Source organism: Streptomyces sp. NBRC 110028, assembly GCF_001417735.1.
GTDB lineage: Bacteria > Actinomycetota > Actinomycetes > Streptomycetales > Streptomycetaceae > Streptomyces.
In genome coordinates, this window is record NZ_BBUZ01000022.1 from 122286 (window position 1) to 148321 (window position 26036).

A 26036-nucleotide genomic window follows, 5' to 3' on the forward strand; every position below is an offset into this window, starting at 1 on the left:
TCCGTCCACCCCCGGCCCCCCGAAGGGGCCTTGAGTCAGGCGGGTGGGCCGTCGGAGCGGCGGGGGCGGCCCGGGCGCTCGCCCGGGTCCAGCGGCGGGGCGCCCACCCCGCAGTGGTACGCGCACTCGGGACGGCAGGGGCGCTCACCCGCCGCCCGCGCCCCCTCCTGTTCGGTCTCCGCCTCGGCCTCCGCGCCCCCGGCCCACTCCAGCGCGTCCGCCCGCACCGTGCGCCAGGCGATGAACGCGCCCACCACCAGCACCGCCGCGCAGATCGGCATCGCCTTCCGGAAGGACTCCGAGAACCGGTCCGCCGACCGGTACGCCTCCGAGCCCATGCCCGCCAGCAGCGGCAGCGCCGCCACCGCGACCAGGCCCGCCGCCCGCGCCGCCGCGTTGTTGATGCCGCTGGCCAGGCCCGCCCGCCCGACGTCCACCGAAGCCAGGACCGTCGCGGTGAGCGGGGCGACGAGCACCACCATGCCCAGACCCATCACCAGCAGCGCGGGCAGCACGTCCCGCCAGTAGACGGCCCCCACCCCCGCCCGGGTGATCAGCAGCATTCCGGCCGCGCACAGCAGCGGGCCGACGGTCAGCGGGATGCGCGGGCCGATGCGCTTGCCCAGCTCGCCGGAGCGGGCCGACAGCAGCAGCATCAGCAGGGTCGTCGGCAGCAGCGCGGTCCCGGCGGCCAGCGCCGAGTAGCCGACGACCACCTGGAGGTTGAGGACGACCAGGAAGAAGAAGCCGCCGAACGCCGCGTACACGCACAGCGTCACCGCGTTCACGGCGGTGAACTGGCGCGAGGAGAAGAGCGTGAGCGGCAGCATCGGCTCGGGGCGGACCCGCTCCACGTACACGAACGCCACCCCCGCCAGCAGCCCGGCCACGGCGGGCAGCACCACGGAGAGCGACGCGCCCCGCTGCGGCGCCGCGATCAGCGCGTAGGTCACCAGGCCGAGCGCGAACGCGCCGAGCACCGCGCCCAGGACGTCGAACCGGCCGTGCGCCCGCGGATCCCGGGACTCCGATACGTGCCGCAGCGCGACCGGTACGCATACGGCCGCCAGCGGCACGTTGAGGAAGAACACCCAGCGCCAGCCCGGGCCGTCCACCAGCCAGCCCCCGAGGAACGGCCCGATCGCCGCCCCCACCCCGCCGAACCCGGACCACAGCCCGACCGCCCGGGCCCGGTCGTCGGGGTGGATGACCGACTGGATCAGCGCCAGCGAACCGGGGGTGAGCAGCGCCCCGCCGATGCCCTGGAGGGCGCGGGCGCCGATGAGCACCGCGGCGTTCGGCGCCATCCCGCACAGCAGGGACGCGAGCGCGAACCACACCACGCCGATGGTGAACACCCGCCGCCGCCCGAAGCGGTCGCCGAGCGCCCCGCCGAGGAGGATGAGCCCGGCGAGGGTGAGCATGTACGCGTTGACGGTCCACTGCAGGACGGCGAGATCGGCGCCGAGGTCGAGACCGATGCGGGGCAGCGCGACATTGACCACCGTGCTGTCCAGAAGCGCCATCGCGGAGCCCAGCACGGTGGTCAGCACGACCCACCGCCCAGCGGCGCTGGAGAGCCGCACCGCGGCGGCGGGCGCGTCATCGCTCATACCTGGATCATCCTCGCGTCCCCCACGAGGAGCCAGCCCACGACCGCGGTCCGTCGGCGGCCGCGGCGCCCCGGCCCGCCGGCACGGCGAGCGCACGGGCCCGGCGGCCGCCGCGAGGGCGGGCCGCCGGGCCCGGAGGGCGGAGCCGGTTACTTCAGCTTGGTGCCGGTGGAGCGCAGGTTCGCACAGGCCTGGGTGACGCGCTCGGCCATGCTCTTCTCGGCCACCTTGCCCCAGCTGCGCGGGTCGTAGGTCTTCTTGTTGCCGACCTCGCCGTCGACCTTCAGCACACCGTCGTAGTTGCGGAACATGTGGTCCGCGATCGGCCGGGTGAAGGCGTACTGGGTGTCGGTGTCCAGGTTCATCTTCACCACGCCGTTCTCCAGCGCCGTGAGGATCTCCTCCTCCGTGGAGCCGGAGCCGCCGTGGAAGACGAAGTCGAACGGGTCGGTCTTGCCGGACTTCGCGGCGATCCCGTCCTGCAGCTGACGCAGCAGCTCCGGACGCAGCACGACGTTGCCCGGCTTGTAGACGCCGTGGACGTTGCCGAAGGAGGCGGCCAGCAGATAGCGGCCCTTCTCGCCCAGGCCCAGCGCCTCGGCGGTCCGCTCGACGTCCGCGACGGTGGTGTACAGCTCGTCGTTGATCTCGTGCGAGACGCCGTCCTCCTCGCCACCGGTCGGGGTGATCTCGACCTCAAGGATGATCTTGGCCTTGACCGCCTCGGCCAGCAACTCCTGCGCGATGCGCAGGTTGTCGTCCAGCGTCTCGGCCGAGCCGTCCCACATGTGGGACTGGAACAGCGGGTTCTGGCCGCTCGCGACGCGCTCCTGGGAGACCGCGAGCAGCGGACGCACATAGCCGTCCAGCTTGTCCTTCGGGCAGTGGTCGGTGTGCAGCGCGATGTTGACCGGGTACTTCTTGGCGACGACGTGCGCGAACTCGGCGAGCGCGACCGCGCCCGACACCATGTCCTTGCTGTACTGGCCACCCAGGAACTCGGCACCACCGGTGGAGATCTGGACGATGCCGTCGCTTTCCGCCTCGGCGAAGCCCCGCAGCGCGGCGTGCAGCGTCTGCGTCGAGGTCACGTTGATCGCCGGGTAGGCGAACTTGCCTGCCTTCGCCCGGTCGAGCATCTCGTTGTAGATCTCAGGGGATGCGATGGGCATCTGTCCGCTCCTTGTGATGTGCGGGTGAGGTTCTTGGCCCTGACCTAGGCCCTGTCCGGCGGATCTTCGCGGGGCCGCGACGTCTGGCACCGCACCTCGCTGCGTTGTCGGAGTCGTCCGAGTACGCCCAGTACGAGGACGATCCTCCGCCTTGCGATGCACGGCACCAGACGCCGCGGCCTGATCCACGAAGACCCGCCGGACAGGACCTCGGGGAGTCCTGCGGCGACGTCATCGTCGCGGCCATCTTCCCAGACTCCGTCGATTGCTCCACACGGCGCACGCGGGGACCACACGGACGGGGGTGGGTGGTTTCACGTGAAACCACCCACGCGACTGCTCCTGGTCAGGTCGGGCCGAGGTCAGGTCGGGCCGAGGTCAGCTGAGGCCGAGGTCAACTCAGGCCGAGGTCAACTCAGGCCGAGGTCGGCGAGCGAGTACGCCGGTACGTAACGCAGCCCGGCGTCCGCGATCGCGGACGCGGCCCCGCGCTCGACGATCGTGGCGACCGCGACGACCTCGGCGCCCGCCTCACGCGCCGCCTCGACGGCGGTCAGCGGCGAGCCGCCGGTGGTGGAGGTGTCCTCGACCACCAGCACCCGCCGCCCCGCGATGTCCGGGCCCTCGATCCGCCGCTGCAGACCATGGGTCTTCTGCGCCTTGCGGACGACGAACGCGTCGAGCACGCGGCCGCGCGCGGCGGCCGCGTGCAGCATGGACGTGGCCACCGGGTCGGCGCCCAGGGTCAGGCCGCCCACCGCGTCGTAGTCCAGGTGGGCCGTGGCATCGAGCATGACCTGCCCGACCAGGGGCGCGGCCTCGGCGTCCAGGGTGATCCGGCGCAGGTCGATGTAGTAATCGGCCTCCTTGCCGGAGGAGAGGGTCACCTTGCCGTGGACCACGGCCTTGTCCTTGATCTGCTGCAGCAGGGCGTCACGCGCTTCGCTCATGCGGACGAGCTTAGGCGGTGTGCGCACCGGCCCCCACCGGCCCCCACCGGCCCCTACGCCAGCTCGCGCCAGCTCCACGTCATGGAGATCTCCAGCGGGTCGATGGGCGTGACCAGGCGGGGAAGGGTGTTCAGACCGTTCGGCGGCCCGGACTGCGGCTCGACGCACACCGCCTCCGCCTGCTCGTCGTAGATCACGACCCATTCGCTGCGGCTGGTGACCTTCAGTTCGAGCCGCCCCGGCCAGGTCAGCGTGACGTCCACCCCGTCCGGCATGCCGAAGCAGTCGTCCCACGGGCCCGGGCGCGGCGGGACGCGGTGGCCGGTGGGGAGGTGGTTCTCGCCGCGCTCCTCCTGCCATTCCGCGGTGAAGGACAGCTCGACGCCGGCGCCGCCCTCACCCAGATCGCGCAGGAACCACGGATGCCACCCGGCCTGCGCGGGGAAGGAGTCGCCGTCGGTCTCCACGCTCATGGTGACGGTCAGCGCGTCCGCGGCCAGGTCGAAGCTCTGGGTGACCCGGCCCTCGTACGGCCAGGGGTCGGCGAGGTCGTAGGTGAAGGCCGCGCTGTCCGGCCCGGTGCGGACCGTACGCCAGGCGAGGTCCCGGCCGGTGCCGTGGATCGCGTGCGGCGGGGAGTTGACGGGCAGTTGATGGCTCCGGCCGCCGTCGCGGAACCGTCCCAGCTCGACCCGGCCGCACCAGGGCACCATCGGGAAGGACCCGTACCGCGGGCCCTGCCGCAGCAGCTCCGTGCCACCGATGCGCAGCGAGCCGATGCGGCAGCCGTTGTCGGGCGAAACGGTCAGCTCGGCGTCCCCGGCGATCAGCCGGACGCCCTTGGTATCCGTTGTCTCTTCGGTCACGTCACGACCCTATGCGCAGCCGCTCGGGGACGGCGACCGGTCAGCGACGCCGCCCGCTCACCGGCGGCGGCGCAGAACGCGCCGGCCGACGACGACGGCCGACGCGATCACCACCGCCGCGGCGGGCGCGGCCCAGCGCAGCGCGGCGCTGGTGGACCCGGCCTCGGGCGCCGGTACGGGCGCGTAGCGGCCGCGGGGCGGGGCGTGGTCGACCTCCTCGGTCGAACGGCCGATCATGGTGCGGCGGGCGTGCGCGGCCTCGGCCGGGGGCTCGTCGTCGAGCCCGCCCAGCTCGGCGAGGGCGCTGACGTCGCCCACCGAGTCGATGTCGTCGAGGTCGCCGATGTCGTCCACGTCGACGTCCTCGGCCTCCTCCACGCCCTCGGCCCGGTCGTCGGCCTGAGCGGTGTCGTCGGCGCGCAGCGGCAGCTCCGCCTCGGCGAGCGGGTCGTGATCGGCGGGCGGGGTGACCGGGGACGCTTCGAGACCGGACGCCAGCGCCGCCCCGAAGCGGTCCAGCAACCGGCGGGCCACCGTCTCGGTCGCCTGCGCGTCGAACTCGGCCAGCCGCCCCTCGCAGCGCACGGTCCCGGAGCAGCGCAGCCCCGTACCGCCGCCCTCCACGGCCCGGGGCATCAGGGTCAGCGCGAGCTTCACCGAACCGCCGCCCCGCGCCTCGGCGCCCTCGCCCTCGACCTCCACACCACCGCCGCGCTCGGTGACGCGCAGCGCACCGCGGTAGGTGATGGTGGATCCGCCGATGCGCAGCCGCAGCCGCCCGGCGAGCGGACCCGCGTCCTCATCGGCATCCTGCTGGAGCCCGGGGACGCAACGGGCGATGCGGTCGGGCTCCGAGAGCGCCTGCCGGACGGTGTCGACGGGAAACGGAACGAACACCTCATGCTCCATAGCTCAAGACACTACCCATCGCACGTTGGCTGAGACCCGTTCCCACGCAACTTTCGTCCCATGAGCCCACGAGATCACGAACCGGATTCACCGGCCCACCGGCCCCCGGGGCCCGCGCGGTGTCAGTCCCCGTACCGCGGGTGCATGAGGGTCGACGGCGGCAGGCGCGGCTCCCGGCTCCGCCCGGCCGCGCGCCGCGCCGCGTCCAGACCGGCCGGGGTGAGCGAGCGCGGGCGGGGGCCGTGACGGGCGAGGGCCAGCCGGGGCGGGGTGCGGGCCGCGAGCAGGAACCCCCAGTCGCGCGGCCCCTCCCCCGTCGGCCCGTCCGCCGCCGGGCCGCCGTCCGAAGGGCCGTCCTCCGAGGGGCGCGCCGCCACCACGTACGGCACTGTCCGCAGCCCCACCGACCGCATCGTCGCGTCCACCGTCCAGTACGCGCGGGGCCGCGAGCCCGTCTCCCCCGCGTGCACGGCGAGCCGGCCGCCGGGGGCCAGCACGCGTTCCGCCAGGCCGTAGAACTCCTGCGAGTACAGCTTGGCGCTCGATGTGAGACCGGGGTCGGGCAGATCGCACACCACGACGTCGTACGCCGCCCTGCGCCGCAGCCAGTCGAAGGCGTCCGCGGTGACCACCCGCACCCGCCGATCGCGGTACGCGCCCGCGTTGAGGGCGGAGAGCGCGGGGTCGCGGCGGGCCAGCCGCACCACCTCGGGATCGCGCTCGACGACGGTGACCGACCGGACCCCGGCGTACCGCAGGACCTCGCGGGCCGCGAGCCCGTCGCCGCCGCCCAGCACCAGGACCCGGCGGTGCGGCCCGGCCGCCATCGCGGGGTGGATCAGCGCCTCGTGGTAGCGCAGTTCGTCGTTCCCGCTGACCTGCAGCCGCCCGTCGAGGAACAGCGACAGCGGGCGCCCGCGGGTCCGGCCGCCGGTGAGCACGACCTCCTGCACCCCGGTGCGCAGCGCGACGCGCACCTCCGGCCCGTACACGGCCTGCCGGGCGGCCCGTTCGAAGGACGGGGTGAGGACGGCGCCCGCGGCCAGCAGGGCGAGCACCAGGGCGTTGGTGACGATCAGCGCCCACCGGGACCGTGCGCTCAGATCGCGGCGGAACAGCCACAGCACCAGCGCCCCGCCCGCGACCGCGTTGACCGCGCCCGTCACCAGCGCGCCGGTCAGCTGGCCGAACGCGGGCAGCAGCAGAAACGGAAAGGCGAGCCCGCCGACCAGCGCGCCCACGTAGTCGGCGGCGAACAGATCGGCGACCGCGCCGCCCGGGTCCTGCCGCCGCACCCGCTGGATGAGCGTCATCAACAGCGGCACCTCGGCGCCGATGAGCACACCGATCGCGAACGAGAAGCCGACCAGCGCGGAGCGCGACTGCCCGCACCACGCGAAGCACGCGTACAGGGCCATCGCCGAACAGCCGCCGAGGAGCGCGAGCACCGCCTCGACGGCGCCGAAGCCGACCGCGGCGCGGCAGCGCAGCCGCTTGGCGAGCAGGGAGCCGACCCCCATGGCGAACACCATCACCGACAGGACGACGGAGGCCTGGGTGACCGAGTCGCCCGCCAAGTAGGAGGCGAGGGCGACGAGTTCGAGTTCGTAGACCAGTCCGCAGGCGGCGCAGACGAAGACGGTGACGAGGATCAGGAAGCGCCCGAACCCGGCCCGTACGGGCAGCCGCACCGGACTCTCAGACTCCGGCGCGGGCATCGGGGATTCGGTCACGAACGGAACGCTACGTTACAAATCACCCACGCCTGGTCACCCACAAGGGTGCACTGACCGCCGCTCATCCGTACACCGCATCATCCGGACACCAGATCGGCGGGTGGCGGATCGGCGGGCGGCCTAAGCGGCATCGGTATGGACGTCACCCCCAGGCAGGTACGGGTGGTGACCAACCGCCCCTCCTGCGGATACGCGTGCCAGGTGCGCCAGCCGACCGTGCCCTCGTGCCACTGCGCGAGCAGCGCGGTGAACGCGTGCGGGCTGCCGGGGAACGTCCCGGCCAGGCCGTGCGGATGGTCGGCGACCAGGGCCAGTAACTCCTGGGCCCGCCCCGCGAACGAGCCCTGCGACAACTCCTCGACCCGCGCCGCGAATTCGTACTCGCGGCCGTCGACGAGGGTGGAAACCCCCAGCGGAAGCGGGGTGCTGCTACCGGACATGCAGGCCACGGTCTCCGAACAGCGCCCGTCCTCCGCTTCGAGAAGGACCTGATGCGAGGCCCCGAGAAGCCTCAACTGCACGGCGAAACCATGAAGTCGAAGGTCAAGAACGGCCAGCGCCGGAAGCGGTTCCCGCCCCAGGGCCCAGGCCAGGTCGTCGGCACGAGTGTCGGTGTAGGCAGTCTTGAGGGTCGTGAGCATGGGTCGGCTCCGCAAGCACGCAGGGGAAAGGTGGGCCGGCTCGCCCCGCGGTGGTCCAGGGATATGCGGATACGCCGGCTCGTGCCCACGTGGGATCCGTAGGGCGGTGCACGTGGGGGTCCGTAGGGCGGTGGTATACGGAATCATGAAATGGTCGGCGCCACATCATTTTTACCCACCTTCGCCGGGTTTCCACCCTCTAGGGCGGTCTCCAGCTCAAGTGTTCAACACGCCGACGCCCGGCGCACGTTGGCGCGCCGGGCGCGAATCACCGAAGTTCCCCCCGAACCGGGCCTCCCCGAGGGCGGCTCAGGCGCCTCCCCCGCAGCCACCGCCGCCACCGCCACCGCCGCCGCAGCCCCCTCCGCCGCCACAGCCGCTGCCACCGCCGCAGCCGCCACCGCCGTGATGGCCCCCGCCACCACCGCAGCCACCGCCGCTCGAACCACTGCTGCCCAGCCACCAGCCACCGCCGGCCGCTCCACCGGCCGACCCCGCCCGGTACACTCCCCGGCGACCGCCGTTCCGCTTCCTGGCCCTACCGGCACTCAGCGCCGCGACCGCCATGATCGCGAAGACGCCGACGACGAAAAAGATGATGAAACCCATGGGGTCCTCACTCCTTCCATCCCCCGTAGCGAGCCCCCATGACGAGGTACCGCTCTGTCGTGTCTGCGGGGCTCCTGCCCGGCCTGGTACCCCTCAAAAGCGGAGTTGAGGAAGTCCAGAGGTTCGACGGAGGATAGGCCCATGGGACGACCGCTGCTCAACCGCCGGCTGGCCGCATTCGGCACCACGATCTTCGCCGAGATGTCCGCCCTCGCCGTGCGCACCGGTGCCATCAACCTCGGCCAGGGCTTCCCCGACACCGACGGCCCCGAAGAGGTCCGCGAAGCCGCGGTGCGCGCCCTGCGCGACGGCCGCGGCAACCAGTACCCGCCCGGCCCCGGCATCCCCGAGCTGCGCACCGCGGTCGCCGAGCACCAGCAGCGCTTCTACGGGCTGTCCTATGAACCCGACACCGAGGTGCTGGTCACCGCGGGCGCCACCGAGGCCATCGCCGCCTCGCTGCTGGCCCTGCTGGAACCGGGCGACGAGGTGATCGCCCTGGAGCCGTACTACGACTCGTACGCGGCGTGCATCGCGATGGCGGGCGGCACACGCGTCCCCGTCACCCTCCGCCCGCACGACGGCGCCTTCCGCCTCGACCTCGACGAACTGCGCGCCGCGGTCACCGACCGCACCCGCCTCATCCTCCTCAACACCCCCCACAACCCCACCGGCACCGTCCTCACCCATGAGGAGCTGGCCGCCGTCGCCGCCCTCGCCGTCGAGCGCGATCTGCTGGTGATCACGGACGAGGTCTACGAACACCTCGTCTTCGGCACCGCCCACACCCCGCTCGCCGGCTTCCCCGGCATGCGCGAGCGCACCGTCACCATCAGCAGTGCGGGCAAGACGTACTCCTTCACCGGCTGGAAGGTCGGCTGGATCACCGCCACCCCGGAGCTGATCACCGCGGTCCGCTCCGCCAAGCAGTACCTCACCTACGTCTCCGCGGGCCCCTTCCAATACGCGGTCGCCGAGGCCCTCCGCCTGCCGGAGACCTACTTCCACGGCCTCCGCGAGGACCTGCGCGCCAAGCGCGACCTGCTGGCCGACGGCCTCACCGACGCGGGCTTCACCGTCTTCCGCCCGGCCGGCACCTACTTCATCACCACCGACATCCGCCCCCTCGGCACCTCCGACGGCTTCGCCTTCTGCCGCTCCCTCCCCGAACGCTGCGGCGTCGTGGCCGTGCCGAACGCCGTCTTCTACGACCACCAGTCCCAGGGCGCCCCCTTCGTCCGCTTCGCCTTCTGCAAGCGGAAGGACGTCCTCACCGACGCCGTATCCCGCCTCAAGGCCCTCTCCGGCTGACCCGGGCGGGTGGACATGGCAAGAGCCCGGCCGCGCGCCGTCGCCTTCAGGGGCGGCGCGCCGACCGGGCTCCGGGGACTCTTTGGCTCAGGCCTCGTCGTCGCCCGGCTTCTCGTCGTCGCCGGACTCGACGTCGGTCTCCAGACCGAGCTGCTCGACCAGCCAGCGGTCGAACTCGATCGAAGCCCGCACCCAGCTGACCGTGCTGGATACGAAGTGCTCCAGGCTGACGCCGGTGCCGATCAGCATCTGCGCTTCGCCGATCAACCGGACCGTGCCGTCGTCATTGGTGTGGCTGTAGACCTTGGGCCACAGGGTGCGGCGGTTCCAGTCGTCGGTCACCTCGAGCAGCTGCGGCTTCTCTTCGATGCCGTGCGGCCGGTCGTAGAACGTCCGGACGGAGAAGACCTGCTGCTCCTCCTCACCGCGGAACATGAAGTACGTGCGGAACTGCTCCCACGGCGCCGCGAGGTCTCCCTCCTCGTCGACGACGTACTTCAGCTCCATCTGCTCCAGCAGCTGCTTGACCAGGTCCTGGTCGGGCAGCACGGGGCCGCTCGGACCCGCCGGTTCGGGCTCGGGCTGGCCCCCGAAATTCGGAATCGAGGACGGGTCGATGCTCACCGTGGATTTCCCTTCGTATGGATACCGCCATCCTCCCTCACACCGGCCCCCGGCGTGCAACCCCGGACGCACCTTGGCACGATCAAGTCCGCACGGGGGGACGCGTCACTGTGCCGGGCCCACCAGAAGGCCGTCGCCGACGCGGTCCACCCGGACCGTGTCGCCGTCCCGGACCTCGCCGGACAGGATCTCCCGGGCCAGCCGGTCGCCGATCGCGGTCTGCACCAGGCGGCGCAGCGGGCGCGCCCCGTAGGCGGGGTCGTTGCCCTCCTCGGCGAGCCAGGCCAGGGCCTCCGGGGTGACCTCCAGGCTCAGCCGCCGCTCGGCGAGGCGCCGGGCGAGCGCGGCGATCTGCAGTTCGGCGATGCGGGCCAGCTCGTCCTGGCTGAGCGCGGAGAAGACCACCAGGTCGTCCAGCCGGTTCAGGAACTCGGGCTTGAAGGAGCTGCGCACGGTCTCCAGGACGCTCTGCTTCTTCTCCTCCTCGCCGAGCAGCGGGTCCATCAGGTACTGGCTGCCGAGGTTGGAGGTGAGCACCAGGATGGTGTTGCGGAAGTCCACCGTCCGGCCCTGGCCGTCGGTGAGCCGCCCGTCGTCCAGGACCTGGAGCAGGATGTCGAAGACCTCGGGATGGGCCTTCTCCACCTCGTCCAGCAGCACCACGCTGTACGGGCGGCGGCGCACCGCCTCGGTGAGCTGGCCGCCCTCCTCGTAGCCGACGTAGCCGGGCGGGGCGCCGACCAGCCGGGCGACGCTGTGCTTCTCGCCGTACTCGCTCATGTCGATGCGGACCATGGCCCGCTCGTCGTCGAAGAGGAAGTCGGCGAGCGCCTTGGCCAGCTCGGTCTTGCCGACGCCGGTGGGGCCGAGGAAGAGGAACGATCCGGTGGGCCGGTCCGGGTCGGCGATCCCGGCCCGGGTGCGGCGCACGGCGTCGGAGACGGCCCGTACGGCCTCGGTCTGGCCGATCAGCCGCTTGCCCAGCTCGTCCTCCATGCGCAGCAGCTTCTGGGTCTCGCCCTCCAGCAGCCGCCCCGCCGGGATGCCGGTCCAGGAGGCGACCACATCGGCCACGTCGTCCGGGCCGACCTCCTCCTTGACCATGGTGCCGCGGTCCTCCCGCTGCACCTCCTCCTCGGCCTCGGACGCCTCGGCCAGCTCGCGCTCCAGGGCCGGGATCTCCCCGTACAGCAGCTTGGAGGCGGTGCCGAAGTCGCCGTCGCGCTGGGCGCGCTCGGCCTGGCCGCGCAGATCGTCCAGCTTCTCCTTCAGCTCACCGACCCGGTTGAGGCCCTGCTTCTCCTTCTCCCAGCGGGCGGTCAGGCCGCGCAGCTCCTCCTCCTTGTCGGCGAGGTCGCGGCGCAGCTTCTCCAGCCGCAGCTTGCTGGCCTCGTCGGTCTCCTTGGCGAGCGCCATCTCCTCCATCTTCATCCGGTCGACGGAGCGCTGGAGCTCGTCGATCTCCACGGGTGAGGAGTCGATCTCCATGCGGAGCCGGGAGGCGGCCTCGTCGACCAGGTCGATGGCCTTGTCGGGCAGGAAGCGGGAGGTGATGTACCGGTCGGAGAGGGTCGCGGCGGCCACCAGCGCGCCGTCCGCGATCTGCACCTTGTGGTGGGCCTCGTAGCGGCCCTTGAGCCCGCGCAGGATCGCCACGGTGTCCTCGACGGTCGGCTCGGCGACCAGCACCTGCTGGAAGCGGCGCTCCAGCGCGGCGTCCTTCTCGATCCGCTCGCGGTACTCGTCGAGCGTGGTGGCGCCGACCATGCGCAGCTCGCCGCGGGCCAGCATGGGCTTGAGCATGTTGCCCGCGTCCATGGACGAGTCGCCGCCGGCGCCCGCGCCGACCACGGTGTGCAGCTCGTCGATGAAGGTGATGATCTGGCCGTCGCTGGACTTGATCTCGGCGAGGACGGTCTTCAGCCGCTCCTCGAACTCGCCCCGGTACTTCGCGCCCGCGACCATCGCGCCGAGGTCGAGGGCGACCAGCCGCTTGTCGCGCAGGCTCTCCGGCACATCGCCCTTGACGATGCGCTGCGCCAGCCCCTCCACCACGGCGGTCTTGCCGACGCCCGGGTCGCCGATCAGCACCGGGTTGTTCTTCGTGCGCCGCGAGAGCACCTGCACCACGCGCCGGATCTCCTGGTCCCGGCCGATGACCGGGTCGAGCTTGCCCTCGCGGGCGGCGGCGGTGAAGTCGGTGCCGAACTTCTCCAGCGCCTTGTACGTGCCCTCCGGGTCGGGAGTCGTCACCCGCTGTCCACCTCTGGCCTTCTCGAACGCGGCGAGCAGCTTCTTGGCGCCCGCCCCCTGCTGGTCGAGCAGCTCCCCGGTCCGGCCGCCCTTGGCGGCGGTGCCGATCAGAAGGTGCTCGGTGGAGATGTAGTCGTCGCCGAGGTCCTTCGCGCGCTGCGCGGCGTCCACCAGGACGGCCTGCAGGTCGCGGCTGGCCTGCGGCGGGGCCACGGTGGAGCCCTGCACGCTGGGCAGGGCGGCGAGCAGCCGCTCGGTCCCGTTCCGTACGACGGCCGCGTCGGTGTCGACGGCGGCCAGCAGATCCATCACATTCTCGTTGTCCTGCCCTTCGAGCAGGGCGAGCAGCAGATGGGCCGGGGTCAGGTCGGCGTGCCCGGCGGACACCGCCCGGTCATTGGCGGCGCTCAGTGCCGCCCGGCTCTTGTTGGTCAGTTCGGCGTCCACGTTCTGTGCTCCTCCTCGTCATGCGGCGGCGGCCCACAATCCTGCACTGCACAACATGCGTAAAGTTGAGTCTATTCCACTCAACTGTGCTTCCGCCAGCGTTCTGGCCATAGGTTCCCGTCCATGGCCCTCGATCCCCGTCACCCGGACCCCGCGTACCTCGCGTTCTGGCGCGAACGCCATGTGTGCACCCTCACCACCCTCCGCCCCGACGGCACCCCGCACGTCGTCCCGATCGGCGTCACCTACGACCCCGGCGCCGGGCTCGCCCGCGTCATCGCGAGCGGCCACAGCCGCAAGGTCGCCCACGTCCGGGCGGCGGGCGAGGACGGCGCGCGGGTCGCCGTCTGCCAGATGGCGGGCAAGCGGTGGGCCACGCTGGAGGGCACCGCGCGGGTACGCACCGAACCCGAGCTGATCGCCGACGCCGAACGCCGCTACACCGAACGCTACGAGCGCACGCCCCGCCCCAACCCGCACCGCGTCCTGATCGAGATCACGATCACCCGTGCGATGGGCCGCGCCTGACCGGACCCGGGCTCAGCGCTCCTCGTCGTACCGGTGATACCCCCGGGGGTGGCGCACCCTGATCCAGATGTCGCGCGCCCTGCGCCCGGCCTCGGTGCGGCTCTCCGCCACCGCCGTACGGGCCTCCTCCTCGGTCTCCACCATCGGGCCCGAGCCGCGCAGCGGCTTCCCGGCCGTCTCGTACAGGAACACGGCCGCGGCCAGGCCCACCACACCGGCCGCCATCAGGTAGTACGCGGGCACCAGCGGATCGCCCGTCGACTCCACCAGCGACGACGCGACCAGCGGCGTCGTCCCGCCGAACAGCGACACGGAGAGGTTGAACGAGATCGACAGCGCGCCGTAGCGCAACCGGGTCGGGAACAGCGCCGGAAGCGTGGCGGCGCTCGTCCCCGCGAACGTGACCAGCAGCAGCCCCAGCACCAGGCAGCCGATCGCGGGCAGCAGGATGCCGCCCTCCTGGATCAGCAGGAAGGCGGGGATCGCCAGCAGGATCATGGCCCCGCTCCCGGCCATGAACATCGGACGCCGCCCCCAGCGGTCGGAGGACCGCCCGACCACGGTGATCGTCAGCGCCACGACCACCATGGTGCCCAGCACCAGCAGCTGGGCGGTGGTGGCGTCCTCGCCGAGCGTGGAGGTCATGTACGTCGGCAGATAGGACGTCACCATGTAGTTGGTGACGTTGTACAGCAGCACCAGACCCATGCAGATCAGCACGGCCTGCCAGTGCCGGGTGAAGATCTCCTTCAGCCGTCCCTTGCCGGACTGCCGCGCGTCCTCCACCGGCACGGTGCCCCCGCCGGCCGCCGCGGCCTTCGCCGCCTCGGCCGCCCGGTCGGCCTCCTGCTGGAACGCCGGGCTCTCCTCCAGCCGCAGCCGCATGTACAGACCGATCGCGCCCAGCGGCCCGGCGACCAGGAACGGAATCCGCCAGCCCCAGTCCACCATGCCGTCGTCCCCGAGCACGGCGGTGAGCACCGTGACCAGCCCGGAACCCAGCGAATAGCCGACGAACGTGCCGAAGTCGAGCCAGCTGCCCAGGAAGCCCCGCCGCCGGTCGGGCGCGAACTCCGCGATGTACGTGGTCGCCCCGGCGTACTCACCTCCGGTCGAGAAGCCCTGCAGCACCCGGCACACCAGCAGCAGCACCGGCGCGGCGAAGCCGATCGAGCCGTAACCGGGCAGCAGCCCCACCGCGAAGGTGCTGACCGCCATCATGATCATGGTGGTGGACAGCACCCGCCGTCGCCCGATGCGGTCGCCCAGCGGCCCGAAGACCAGCCCGCCGAGCGGACGCACCAGGAAGGCGACCGCGAAGGTGGCGAACGTCGACACCACCTGGGCGGCCGGGGAACTGGACGGAAAGAAGACCTTGCCGAGGGTGACCGCGACATACGCGTAGACGCCGAAGTCGAACCACTCCATGGTGTTGCCGACCGCGGTCGCCGTCACCGCGCGCCGCAGCCGGGGCCGGTCGACGACGGTGACGTCCTCGTAGGCGAGCGACTTCTTGCGGCGGCGGAGCAGGGTCCGCAGCATGCGGTCGGTACGAGCGCTGCCGCCGCCTCTGGCCGGGCGGCCGCCCTGGTGCGGGGGAGTGGGGCCGGTACTCATTTCATACCTGTCGACGGATCCGGGCTGCTACGCGTTACCGGCACCGCGCCCGGCCAAACACCGTGGATCAGCGCGGCTGGAGCGGGCCTCGACCATCCCACCGCCCGTGTCGTACACCACCACCCCTCGTCACCGACCACCCACGCGTCGTGACCGGGCGGCACCACGTACGCGTCGCCGGGCCCCACCTCGGCCTCGGCCCGTTGTTCATGCGCAGCCGCATCCCCCCTCCCACACCTCCATGGTGCGCCTTGGCGTGCGTCAAGAGCCTCGTCGTTCTCGCAAAGCCCTTGTGCGGCACGACGCCCCAGTGGCATTCTGCAAGGCTTTGCTCACACACGGAAACAGTTCCGGGCGGCGCCCTGCGGCCCCTCCCGCCCCCGTACCGGCTGGGCCGCCGGCTCACCGCCGACTCCACCGCCACCAGCGCGTCGTCACGCGGCCCGGCCCGTAAAGGGTCTGCCATGGTGCGTACCACGGTGGTCGCCCTCAGCCCGTCCACCGTCGTGGTTTCCTCCTCGCCGAGCCGCATCTTGTGCAGCACCCCACCGTGGACGGTCGCGCTGACCCCGCGTGGGGCGGTGAACTCCACACGCTGGGTGCGGGTTTCGATGTCATGCAGCACCGCTGCGGCGGTGTGGCTCACCACCAGCTGTGGGCGCCCCGCCTGGTTGGCGTGCAACAGCACCATCTCGTCCAGCACCCGCCCCGGCTCAAGCCAAGCCCCGGTACGGATACGCGTCCATCCGTCGCTCACCAGGCGCCGGTTCAGCCTCCGCTGCGGCCATCCGCAGGCCATGGCCTGGGCTGTCAGCAGGACCCCGCCGTGCGCTCTGGCCAGCTCGGTCAGCGGGACCGCGTCCCCCGTTTCCGCCATGCCCCCAGCGTGCCGTCGATCATCCGTCGGCGCTCGGGCCTGTGGATAACGCGGTTGGGGTGGCTCACGGACAGCGATACGCCGATCCCAAGCCGTATGGCTGTCCGGGAGTCACCTCAACCGGTCGAACTCCCCCGCCTTGGCCGCCCGTATGAAGGCCGCGAGGGCGGGCGAGGTGGCGGCGAGGACAGCCCCCGGGGTATCGCTCTCGCGCAGATGTATGCCGCCGCCCTTGATGGTGGCGAGTTCGACGCACTCGTTGTTGATCCCGTTGCCGGAGAAGGAGGACTTCCGCCAGCTGATGTGCTGCATCGTGCTACCTCTCACAGGTCCAGCTCGATCCGTCGGATGAAGTCGCGCGATCCCTCGGGGCTGAGCGCTGCTCGCTCCGCGATGACCAGTCGTTTCCGATAATGGTCCAGTTGCGATTCCCCGTCCAAGAAGGCGCTTCCGTGGGCCTGATCCACCTGGACCGTGTCCAGCCGGGGCACCGGCCCCGTCGCGTAGAGCATGGAGTCTCCCATTCCCGCGAAGCCATCGGCGGAGAAGGGGATCACCCGCACAGTGACACCGGGAAGCTCACTTCTCTCCAGGATGTACCTCAACTGCTCGCCCGCAACCACGCGGTCACCCACCCTCATGCGCAGAGCCGCCTCGTGAATGGTTGCCGTGTACTCGGGCGGGTCTTCACGGTGGAGCACTGCGCGGCGTTGCATACGGAAGTCGACCAGCGCTTCAAGGTGGTCTGCCGAGAAGGACGATCGCGCGTAGGTGAGAAGGGCACGCGTGTACGGCTCTGCCTGGAGCAGGCCCGGGACGTACACGACTTGCAGGGTGGACAGGCTGCGGGCGTGCCACTCCAGGGCTGCGATGTCCAGAGCCGGGGTGGCGAGGGCGCCCCGGTAGTCCTCCCACCAGCCACGGCCCCGTTCTGTCGCCATGTCGACAAGCGTCTCGATCAACTCGCTGTCGTCGCAGTGGTAGTTCTCCGCGAGTCTGCGCAACCGTTCCTCGCTGACACCGATGCGCCCCGCCTCGATGTGGCTGATCTGAATCGGGCCGGTACCGAGAAGTTCTCCAGCCTCACGCGCGGTCATGTCAGCACGCTCCCGCATCTTCCGCAGCTCCACGCCCAACCGCACCTGGCGGGCCGTGGGGTTACTTCTCGGCGGCATGCGCCCTCACTTTCCTGATGGCCTGTTGTGGCAACGATGACACGGCTCGACTCGGCCGGGCGAATTAAAGGGATAAGGCTTGCAACGTAGCAGGGCTGCACCCTACGTTACGTATCGCATCGCTCACCCAGCGAAGCAACCGGCCAGCCGGAAGCGCACCGCCATGCCCGCAAACGCAGGGCGGCGGCATCGACACCGGTCGGCCCGTCCCATCGCGCCAGCAGGAGGCCCCTATGCCCCTCGTCACGCCACCCGTCGCCCCGTTCGAGTACTGCTTCCATATCCCGCACGACCCCCGGGCCGTCGGCGTGGCCAGAGCCTCCCTCCGCAGCGCCCTCACTGCCCATGAGCTGTCCGAACTCGTGGATCGGGCCGAGCTGTTGGCGAGCGAGATGCTCACCAACGCCCTCGTGCACGCGGGCGGCGAGGCCGACCTTCGGCTGAAGTGGTCCACCGAGACGCTGCGGATGACCGTGTGGGACTCCAGCGCCGCCCCGCCCGGCCTCCGGCCGCTCACGGTGGGCAGCGAGAGCGGGCGAGGACTGCACCTGCTGCGACTGCTCGCCGACCGGTGGAGCCACTACCCGCTGACGGGCGAGCGGTGGGGGCCCGCGTCCAAGGTCGTCTGGTGCGAGATCAGCCGGAAGCCGCCCGCTGCCTGGGCGTAGGCCGTAGCCGGTGGGTCAGGGCGCGGTGAGGGCGACGCGGCGGAGTTCGACGGACTCGATCGTGACGCCGGGGGCGGAGGCGCTCAGCAGCGGGGCGGCGGCGCGGGCCCGTTCCTCGTCCTCGAACGTCAGGATCGACATGCCGCGGCCGTCCACGGGCTCCAGCCACTGCCCGGAGAGGAAGCCCGGCGCGGCGGTGAGCTTCGGCAGTATGTCGTTCATGAGCGCGGCGGCGGCCGCGGGGGCCTGGTCCGGGTCGATGGTCAGGGTGACAAGGACTGCGTGCATCGAGGTCTCCTGCGGTGGAATGCTCCGTTCAGCAGGTAGGACCGTCCAGCGGCCCGGAACTCATCGCGCTCCGATCACGACTGGCGCGGGCCGGTGATCTCTTCCGTGATCGCGAAACCCTTCGCCGGGCCCTCCGGAATCTCCACCACCGTGCCGTACGGGACACGAGTCTCGGCCGCGTACGTCTGCTCGTCCGGAGAGGGCGAGGTCAGCACGGTGACCGTGCCATGCTGATCGTGGTCGTCGATCATGACGTAGACGGGAATTCCGGCCCCGGCGTAGGCGCGGCGCTTGCGCACCCGATCGCGCTGCTGGTTCTCATGCCCGGGAGAGACCACTTCAACGACGAGCTTCACGGCGGATGCGGCGAAGCCGAGGCCGTCCTCGGTGAGGTGCTCTTCGGGTTCCTCCGGCGCGACGAAGATGTCAGGGACCCACACCTTCATTCCGTGGATGACGTTCAGGTCGCGATACGCAGCCCAATCAGAGTCATCCAGGCAATGCGCCATCGCGCGGTACATGCGGTGAATGATCAAACCATGGCTGGAACGTCCGGTCGGCGACACCTCGATGAACCCCTCGACAATCTCCGCGCGAAAGCCCTCGGGGAGTTCCAGGGACTTCCACGCCTGCCACAGGGCCTCATCGAGCGAGATCGGGGACATGGTCTCGGGCACCTCCGACGTCGTAGGCGCCTCATGGGCGAGTGCGATCACGGCGCAGCACCTCCTCCTCAAGTGTGGGCCAAGCGTGCCCTTGCGGCACAGGCAACGGCCTCACGCTAGGGAGACGAGTGGCCTGACGGCCCGGGTTGGGGTGGCGTGCCACTCGAACGGATGAGTCCTCGGACGGGAGCATCGCAGACCTCGCCATGCGACAGGCCCGGTGACCGAGGTCGGTCGCCGGGCCTGTCGCTCGCATCAAGGGAGACGCTAGTCCCTGCGCTTGGGCTTGGGGCGCCAGACGACCAGCGCGCTGCCCTGGTGGACATCCTGGTAGGGGACCAGGTCACGGCGGTACGAGGCATGGACCTGGGCCTCGCGCTGCTGCATCGCGACGGCCGCGCCCTCGACGGCCGACTGCAGCTCGGCCACGCGCGACTGGAGCGCGGCGACCTGGTTCTCCAGTTCGATGATGCGCTTGATCCCCGCGAGGTTGATGCCCTCGTCCTGGGACAGCTGCTGCACCTGGCGCAGCAGCTCGATGTCGCGCGCGGAATACCGCCGGCCGCGGCCGGGGGTGCGGTCCGGGGAGACCAGACCGAGGCGGTCGTACTGACGCAGGGTCTGCGGATGCAGGCCGGAGAGCTGAGCGGCGACCGAGATGACGTACACCGGCGATTCGTCGGTCAGCTCGTACGGATTGCGGGATCGGCCGGCTCCCCTGCCTCCAAGGCCCCCTCGGCCGTGCGTCTCCATCGGGTCATGCTCCCTTCGCGGCCTGGAACAGCTCCGCCCGCGGGTCCTCGCCCGCGGTCGCCTCCCGGTAGGACTCCAGCGCCTCACGAGCCGAGTCGCTGAGGTCCTTCGGCACCGTGACCTCCACGGTGACCAGCAGGTCGCCGCGGGTGCCGTCCTTGCGCACCGCGCCCTTGCCGCGGGCGCGCATCGTCCGGCCGCCCGGCGTGCCGGCCGGCAGCTTCAGGGTGACCGGCGGACCGCCCAGCGTCGGGACCTTGATCTCGCCGCCGAGCGCCGCCTCCGGAAGGGTGACGGGGACGGTGACGGTCAGGTTGTCGCCGCGGCGGCCGAAGACCGGATGCGGGTCCACATGGACGATGACGTAGAGGTCACCGGCCGGACCGCCGGTCTCGCCCGGGGCGCCCTTGCCGCGCAGCCGGATGCGCTGGCCGTCGCTGACGCCCGCGGGGATGCGGACCTGCATGGTGCGGGCGGAACGGGCCCGCCCGCTGCCCTTGCAGGTCTCGCACGGGTCCTGCGCGATCAGACCGCGGCCCCGGCACTCCACGCACGGGTCGGTGAGCGAGAAGCCGCCCCCGCCGCCCCGGCTGACCTGCCCGGTGCCGACGCAGGTCGGGCAGACCCGCGGGGTGCCGTTCTTGTCGCCGGTGCCGGAGCACGTCTTGCACGGGGCCTGGCTGGACATCCGCAGCGGAACGGTGGCCCCTTCGACGGCCTCGGTGAAGCTGAGCGTCACCTCGGACTCGACGTCCTGGCCGCGCCGCGGCTGGGTACGGGTGGCCCCGCCGCGGTTGAAGAGCCCGCCGAACACGTCGCCGAGCCCGCCGCCGAAGCCGCCCGCGCCACCGGGGCCGCCCTGGGCGCCGCCGAAGAGGTCGCCCAGGTCGAAGTTGAAGCTTCCGGTGGAGCCCGCCCCGCCCGGCCCGGGGCGGAAGCCCCCGTTGCCGAACAGGGAGCGGGCCTCGTCGTACTCCTTGCGCCGCTTGGGGTCGCCGAGGATGTCGTTCGCCTCGGAGATCTCCTTGAAGCGCTCCTCGGCCTTGGCGTCGCCCTTGTTGGCGTCCGGGTGATACTCGCGGGCGAGCTTCCGGTACGCCTTCTTGATCTCTGCCTCGGTCGCGTCCTTGGGGACGCCGAGAACCTTGTAGTAGTCCTTCTCGACGAAGTCCTTGGTGCTCATCCCCGACGTCCCTCCTTTCCTATGGATCCTGTCGGCCCTGCTGTCACCGTCGCGTCAGCCCTCTTCCGGGCCACCGCTCTCCTCGTCCGGCGCCGTGCCGTCGCCTTCGCCCGGGCCCTTGGGCGAGGCACCCGGCTGGGGCTCGGCGACCGCGACCCGCGCCGGGCGGATCGTTCGTTCGCCGATTCGATACCCCGGCTGGAGAATCTGCACGCACGTCGTTTCGGTGACATCCGGCGCGTACGAGTGCATGAGCGCCTCGTGCACCAGCGGGTCGAAGGACTCGCCCTCCTTGCCGAACTGCTGCAGGCCCAGCTTCGCCGCCACCGTCTCCAGCGATTCGGCGACGGACTTGAAGCCGCCGACGAGTTCGCCGTGCTCCCGCGCCCGGCCGATGTCGTCGAGCACGGGAAGCAGCTCGCTCAGGAGGTTCGCGACCGCGACCTCCTTGACCTGCACCCGGTCCCGCTCGACCCGGCGCCGGTAGTTCTGGTACTCGGCCTGAAGTCGCTGGAGGTCGGCGGTCCGCTCGTTGAGGGCGGTACGCACCTGGTCCAGCTGCGCCTGGATGGCTACCTGTTCGAGGTCCCCGGCCGGGGCACCCGGGCCCGCCTTGTCGGCGGACCCGGCGCCCTTCGCCGCGTCGTCGGGGGTCTGCGCGGCTTCGGGGGGGACGTCGGGCTGCTCCTCGAAGCCCGGGGTCTCCTCCGTCACGCGGCACCACCCTGGCCCTTGTCGGCCTTCTCGTCGTCGACGATCTCGGCGTCCACCACATCGTCGTCGGCCTTGGCCTGGGCGCCCTCGCCACCGGCCGCACCGGCGGCACCGGCCTCGCCGGCCTCGCCGGCCTCGGTGTTGGCGTACATCGCCTGTCCGAGCTTCTGGCTGACCGCGGCGACCTTCTCGGTCGCGGTGCGGATCTCGGCGGTGTCCTCGCCCTTGAGCTTCTCCTTGAGGTCGGTCACCGCTTCCTCGACCTCGGTCTTGACCTCGCCCGGGACCTTGTCCTCGTTGTCCTTGAGGAACTTCTCGGTCTGGTAGACCAGCTGCTCGGCCTGGTTGCGGGTCTCGGCGGCCTCGCGGCGCTTGTGGTCCTCCTCCGCGTACTGCTCGGCCTCGCGCATCATGCGGTCGATGTCGTCCTTCGGCAGCGCGGAGCCGCCGGTGACGGTCATCTTCTGCTCCTTGCCGGTGCCCAGGTCCTTCGCCGCGACGTGCATGATGCCGTTCGCGTCGATGTCGAAGGTGACCTCGATCTGCGGCACCCCGCGCGGGGCCGGCGGCAGGCCGGTCAGCTCGAACATCCCGAGCTTCTTGTTGTACGCGGCGATCTCGCGCTCGCCCTGGTAGACCTGGATCTGCACGGACGGCTGGTTGTCCTCGGCCGTGGTGAAGATCTCCGAGCGCTTGGTCGGGATCGTCGTGTTGCGCTCGATCAGCTTGGTCATGATGCCGCCCTTGGTCTCGATACCGAGGGACAGCGGGGTGACGTCCAGCAGCAGGACGTCCTTGACCTCACCTTTGAGGACACCGGCCTGGAGGGACGCGCCGATGGCGACGACCTCGTCCGGGTTGACGCCCTTGTTGGCGTCCTTGCCGCCGGTCAGCTCCTTGACCAGCTCGGCGACGGCGGGCATCCGGGTCGAGCCGCCGACCAGGACCACGTGGTCGATCTCGGACAGCGAGATGCCCGCGTCCTTGATGACGTTGTGGAACGGGGTCTTGCAGCGCTCCAGCAGGTCCGAGGTCAGCTGCTGGAACTGCGAGCGGGTGAGCTTCTCGTCCATGTGCAGCGGGCCCTCGGCGGAGGCCGTGATGTAGGGCAGGTTGATGGTGGTCTCGGTCGAGCTGGACAGCTCGATCTTCGCCTTCTCAGCGGCCTCACGGAGGCGCTGCAGGGCCATCTTGTCCTTGGACAGGTCCACGCCGTTGGCGTTGTTGAACTGCTTCACCAGGTAGTCGACGACGCGCTGGTCCCAGTCGTCACCACCGAGGTGGTTGTCACCGTTGGTGGCCTTGACCTCCACCACGCCGTCGCCGATCTCCAGCAGCGAGACGTCGAAGGTGCCGCCGCCGAGGTCGAAGACCAGGATGGTCTGGTCGTCCTTCTCCAGCCCGTAGGCGAGCGCGGCGGCGGTAGGCTCGTTGACGATACGCAGGACATTGAGGCCCGCGATCTCACCGGCTTCCTTGGTGGCCTGGCGCTCGGTGTCGTTGAAGTACGCCGGGACGGTGATGACCGCGTCCGTGACCTTCTCGCCGAGGTACGCCTCCGCGTCCCGCTTGAGCTTCTGCAGGATGAAGGCGCTGATCTGCTGCGGGTTGAAGTCCTTGCCGTCGAGGTTGACCTTCCAGTCGGTGCCCATGTGGCGCTTGACCGACCGGATGGTCCGGTCCACGTTGGTGACCGCCTGGCGCTTGGCCACCTCGCCGACCAGCACCTCACCGTTCTTCGCGAAGGCGACGACGGACGGCGTGGTCCTGGCGCCCTCGGCGTTGGTGATGACGTTGGGCTCACCGCCTTCGAGAACACTGACGGCGGAGTTCGTCGTACCCAGGTCGATGCCGACCGCACGTGCCATTTCGGAATCCTCCAGCTACAGCATTGAGTGGAACAGACTCAAGCGTGCATGATCAACTCTTCGCTGTCAACAGACCTGAGTCGCCACCACTCAACTTTTATATGAGCCTTACGCCCAAGGGGGCGCACCGCGGGGCCGTCCGGCGACGCAAATCACCGGCCGGCCGACTACATGGGGGTGCACCCGGACGGGTAATGTCAGTCAAGACAAATTAAGTTACTGCTTAGTAATGCCCGCACTCGCAGGTTCGAGGAGCCTCCATGCAACTCGCCGCGATCATCGTGTCGCTGGTCCTCACCGCGGTCGGCGTTGCCCTGCTTGGCCGCGCCGTCGCGCAATTCGTACGGTTCTTCAGGCTCGGCGCGCCGGTCCCGGCGGGCACCCGGACCGACAACCCCTGGCAGCGCAGCGTGACGCTGGTCCGGGAGTTCCTCGCGCACACCCGGATGAACAAGTGGGGTGTCATCGGCATCGCCCACTGGTTCGTCGCGGTGGGCTTCCTGACCCTGCCGCCGACCATCATCAACGCCTACGGCCAGCTCTTCCAGGCCGACTGGACGCTGCCGGTCATCGGCGGCTTCCTCCCCTATGAGCTGTACATCGAGTTCATCGGCACGATGACCACCCTCGGCATCGCGACCCTGATCGTGATCCGGCTGCTGAACCTGCCCAGCCGGGCCGGCCGCAAGTCGCGGTTCACGGGCTCCACGGCCTGGCAGGCGTACTTCGTCGAGTACGTCATCCTCATCATCGGCCTGGCCATCATGGCGCTGCGCGGCCTGGAGGGCGCCCTGCACGGCGTCGACACGTACGAGCCGGCGTACTTCGCCTCGTACCCGCTGGTGCTGCTCTTCAAGGGCCTGGGGCTCGGCACGCTGCAGAACCTGACCTACCTCTTCGCGATGATCAAGCTCGGCACGACCATGATCTGGATGATCGTGGTCAGCACGAACATCGACATGAGCATCGCCTGGCACCGCTTCCTGGCCTTCCCGAACATCTGGTTCAAGCGCGAGGCCTCGGGCGAGGTGGCGCTCGGCGCGCTCCAGCCGATGACCTCCGGCGGCGAGCCCATCGACTTCGAGGACCCGGACGAGGACGCCCAGTTCGGCGTCTCGCAGATCGAGCACTTCTCCTGGAAGGGCATCCTCGACTTCTCCACCTGCACCGAATGCGGCCGCTGCCAGTCGCAGTGCCCGGCCTGGAACACCGGCAAGCCGCTCTCGCCGAAGCTGCTGGTCATGGCGTTGCGCGACCACTCGCACGCCAAGGCCCCGTACCTCCTGGCGGGTGGCGGCAAGGATGCCGAGGGCGAGGAGAAGGCGAGCGCCGAGCAGCTCGCCGGGGTTCCGCAGGCCGCGCTCGCGGAGGCCGAGCGCCCGCTGATCGGCACCCTGGAGGAGAATGGGGTCATCGACCCGGACGTGCTGTGGTCCTGCACCACCTGCGGCGCCTGCGTCGAGCAGTGCCCCGTCGACATCGAGCACGTCGACCACATCGTCGACATGCGCCGCTACCAGGTCATGATCGAGTCGTCGTTCCCGAGCGAGGCCGGGGCGATGCTGAAGAACCTGGAGAAGAAGGGCAACCCCTGGGGGCTGGCCAAGAAGCAGCGGCTGGCGTGGACCAAGGAGCTTGCGGCGGACGCAGGGTTCGAGGTCCCGGTCGTCGGCAAGGACATCGAGGACCTGACCGAGGTCGACTACCTGTACTGGGTCGGCTGCGCCGGCGCCCTGGAGGACCGCGCCAAGAAGACCACCAAGGCCTTCGCGGAGCTGCTGCACATCGCGGGCGTCAAGTTCGCGATCATGGGCGGCGACGAGGCGTGCACCGGTGACTCCGCCCGCCGCCTGGGCAACGAGTTCCTGTTCCAGCAGCTCGGTCAGCAGAACGTCGAGATGCTGAACATGGCCTTCGGCGAAGATGCCGACGAGGGCGTGGTGGTCGAGAAGGCGAAGAAGAAGATCGTCGCGACCTGCCCCCACTGCTTCAACACCATCGCGAACGAATACCCGCAGCTGGGCGGCCACTTCGAGGTCATCCACCACACCCAGCTGCTCCAGCACCTCATCGACGAGGGCAAGCTGATCCCCGTCACCCCGGTCGAAGGTCTGATCACCTACCACGACCCCTGCTACCTGGGCCGCCACAACAAGGTCTACACCCCGCCGCGCGAGATCATCGCCAAGGTGCCGGGCCTGCGGAACGAGGAGATGCACCGCCACAAGGAGCGCGGCTTCTGCTGCGGCGCGGGCGGCGCGCGCATGTGGATGGAGGAGCGGATCGGCAAGCGCATCAACAACGAGCGCGTCGACGAGGCCCTGTCGCTGAACCCGGACATCGTCTCCACCGCCTGCCCGTTCTGCCTGGTCATGCTGACGGATTCGGTCAACGGCAAGAAGAACGACGGCAAGGTCGCCGAATCGCTCCAGGTCGTGGACGTGGCGCAACTGCTGCTGGACTCGGTGAAGACCCCCGCCGAACCGGAGGGCGACGGCACGTCGACCGAGGCCCCGGAGCCCGCCCCGGTGAAGTGACGCCCCCGCGTCGACCATGACGGGGCCCGCCC

The 26036-nt window shown here is 70.7% G+C and carries 22 protein-coding genes and 1 pseudogene; 4 read left to right on the forward strand and 19 right to left on the reverse strand.

Going from position 1 to position 26036, the window contains the following annotated elements:
* Positions 1-35: 35 nt before the first annotated feature.
* From ASC60_RS00650 to ASC60_RS00680, 7 genes are all read right to left on the reverse strand, one after another.
* Positions 36-1613 carry an MFS transporter gene (locus ASC60_RS00650; protein ID WP_055545604.1) on the reverse strand — a complete coding sequence of 526 codons (1578 nt, stop codon included), beginning with the start codon at positions 1611-1613 and terminating at the stop codon, positions 36-38.
* 149 nt (positions 1614-1762) lie between these two features.
* Complete coding sequence (fbaA, locus tag ASC60_RS00655) at positions 1763-2785, reverse strand: class II fructose-bisphosphate aldolase (RefSeq protein WP_055545606.1); 1023 nt, start codon at positions 2783-2785, stop codon at positions 1763-1765.
* 410 nt (positions 2786-3195) lie between these two features.
* Entirely contained in the window at positions 3196-3735 is a 540-nt protein-coding gene (pyrE, locus tag ASC60_RS00660; RefSeq protein WP_055545608.1) for an orotate phosphoribosyltransferase, read from the reverse strand.
* A 53-nt stretch (positions 3736-3788) separates the two neighbouring features.
* Positions 3789-4601, reverse strand: coding sequence for an aldose epimerase (locus tag ASC60_RS00665; RefSeq protein ID WP_055545610.1), 813 nt, complete (start codon positions 4599-4601; stop codon positions 3789-3791).
* A gap of 57 nt (positions 4602-4658) precedes the next feature.
* Positions 4659-5510, reverse strand: coding sequence for an SRPBCC domain-containing protein (locus ASC60_RS00670; protein ID WP_055545612.1), 852 nt, complete (start codon positions 5508-5510; stop codon positions 4659-4661).
* A gap of 122 nt (positions 5511-5632) precedes the next feature.
* Positions 5633-7228, reverse strand: a complete 1596-nt coding sequence (locus ASC60_RS00675) for a polyamine aminopropyltransferase (protein WP_055545614.1) — start codon at positions 7226-7228, stop codon at positions 5633-5635.
* 95 nt (positions 7229-7323) lie between these two features.
* Positions 7324-7887: a DUF2617 family protein gene (locus ASC60_RS00680; RefSeq protein WP_055545615.1), complete on the reverse strand. Its 564-nt coding sequence runs from the start codon at positions 7885-7887 to the stop codon at positions 7324-7326.
* 750 nt (positions 7888-8637) lie between these two features.
* Here ASC60_RS00680 and ASC60_RS00685 point away from each other — a divergent pair.
* The gene (locus ASC60_RS00685) at positions 8638-9807 is read left to right on the forward strand and encodes a pyridoxal phosphate-dependent aminotransferase (protein ID WP_055545616.1); all 1170 of its coding nucleotides are present in this window, start codon (positions 8638-8640) and stop codon (positions 9805-9807) included.
* A gap of 87 nt (positions 9808-9894) precedes the next feature.
* Here the strand turns inward: ASC60_RS00685 and ASC60_RS00690 are convergent, their stop codons facing one another.
* Together ASC60_RS00690 and clpB are read right to left on the reverse strand one after the other, a co-directional pair.
* Positions 9895-10431 carry a YbjN domain-containing protein gene (locus ASC60_RS00690; RefSeq protein ID WP_055545618.1) on the reverse strand — a complete coding sequence of 179 codons (537 nt, stop codon included), beginning with the start codon at positions 10429-10431 and terminating at the stop codon, positions 9895-9897.
* Positions 10432-10536: 105 nt separating this feature from the next.
* Positions 10537-13131, reverse strand: a complete 2595-nt coding sequence (gene clpB, locus ASC60_RS00695) for an ATP-dependent chaperone ClpB (RefSeq protein ID WP_055545620.1) — start codon at positions 13129-13131, stop codon at positions 10537-10539.
* Positions 13132-13254: 123 nt separating this feature from the next.
* Between clpB and ASC60_RS00700 the strand changes: the two genes are divergently transcribed.
* A complete protein-coding gene (locus ASC60_RS00700) occupies positions 13255-13659 on the forward strand; it encodes a pyridoxamine 5'-phosphate oxidase family protein (RefSeq protein WP_055545622.1) in 405 nt (134 codons plus the stop codon).
* Between the two features lie 12 nt (positions 13660-13671).
* On the opposite strand, the gene proP is transcribed toward ASC60_RS00700, so the two are convergent.
* The 4 genes and pseudogenes from proP to ASC60_RS00720 all read right to left on the reverse strand — a co-directional run bounded on the left by proP (position 13672) and on the right by ASC60_RS00720 (position 17283).
* Positions 13672-15201: a glycine betaine/L-proline transporter ProP gene (gene proP, locus ASC60_RS00705; RefSeq protein WP_199830867.1), complete on the reverse strand. Its 1530-nt coding sequence runs from the start codon at positions 15199-15201 to the stop codon at positions 13672-13674.
* A 102-nt stretch (positions 15202-15303) separates the two neighbouring features.
* A pseudogene (locus ASC60_RS42520) lies at positions 15304-15523 on the reverse strand (hypothetical protein); the annotation flags it as partial.
* Positions 15524-16264: 741 nt separating this feature from the next.
* On the reverse strand, positions 16265-16465 hold the full coding sequence (locus ASC60_RS00715) for a DUF397 domain-containing protein (protein ID WP_055545628.1): 201 nt from the start codon (positions 16463-16465) through the stop codon (positions 16265-16267).
* Between the two features lie 11 nt (positions 16466-16476).
* Positions 16477-17283 carry a helix-turn-helix transcriptional regulator gene (locus ASC60_RS00720; protein ID WP_370592846.1) on the reverse strand — a complete coding sequence of 269 codons (807 nt, stop codon included), beginning with the start codon at positions 17281-17283 and terminating at the stop codon, positions 16477-16479.
* 278 nt (positions 17284-17561) lie between these two features.
* On the opposite strand from ASC60_RS00720, the gene ASC60_RS00725 reads away from it, so the two are divergent.
* Positions 17562-17996, forward strand: a complete 435-nt coding sequence (locus ASC60_RS00725) for an ATP-binding protein (protein ID WP_055545632.1) — start codon at positions 17562-17564, stop codon at positions 17994-17996.
* A gap of 15 nt (positions 17997-18011) precedes the next feature.
* Here ASC60_RS00725 and ASC60_RS00730 read toward each other — a convergent pair whose 3' ends face one another.
* From ASC60_RS00730 to dnaK, 6 genes are all read right to left on the reverse strand, one after another.
* Complete coding sequence (locus tag ASC60_RS00730; RefSeq protein ID WP_055545634.1) at positions 18012-18284, reverse strand: hypothetical protein; 273 nt, start codon at positions 18282-18284, stop codon at positions 18012-18014.
* A 74-nt stretch (positions 18285-18358) separates the two neighbouring features.
* Positions 18359-19000 (reverse strand): Uma2 family endonuclease, encoded by a 642-nt coding sequence (locus tag ASC60_RS00735; protein WP_234356728.1) that lies wholly within the window; start codon positions 18998-19000, stop codon positions 18359-18361.
* A 216-nt stretch (positions 19001-19216) separates the two neighbouring features.
* Positions 19217-19702 (reverse strand): heat shock protein transcriptional repressor HspR, encoded by a 486-nt coding sequence (locus ASC60_RS00740; RefSeq protein ID WP_055545636.1) that lies wholly within the window; start codon positions 19700-19702, stop codon positions 19217-19219.
* A gap of 4 nt (positions 19703-19706) precedes the next feature.
* On the reverse strand, positions 19707-20885 hold the full coding sequence (gene dnaJ, locus ASC60_RS00745) for a molecular chaperone DnaJ (protein ID WP_055545638.1): 1179 nt from the start codon (positions 20883-20885) through the stop codon (positions 19707-19709).
* 54 nt (positions 20886-20939) lie between these two features.
* Entirely contained in the window at positions 20940-21599 is a 660-nt protein-coding gene (grpE, locus tag ASC60_RS00750) for a nucleotide exchange factor GrpE (RefSeq protein ID WP_055545640.1), read from the reverse strand.
* Complete coding sequence (dnaK, locus tag ASC60_RS00755) at positions 21596-23467, reverse strand: molecular chaperone DnaK (protein WP_055545642.1); 1872 nt, start codon at positions 23465-23467, stop codon at positions 21596-21598. The genes grpE and dnaK overlap by 4 nt, the downstream gene beginning before the upstream one ends.
* A gap of 260 nt (positions 23468-23727) precedes the next feature.
* Between dnaK and ASC60_RS00760 the strand changes: the two genes are divergently transcribed.
* On the forward strand, positions 23728-26004 hold the full coding sequence (locus ASC60_RS00760) for a (Fe-S)-binding protein (protein WP_055545644.1): 2277 nt from the start codon (positions 23728-23730) through the stop codon (positions 26002-26004).
* Positions 26005-26036 lie beyond the last annotated feature (32 nt).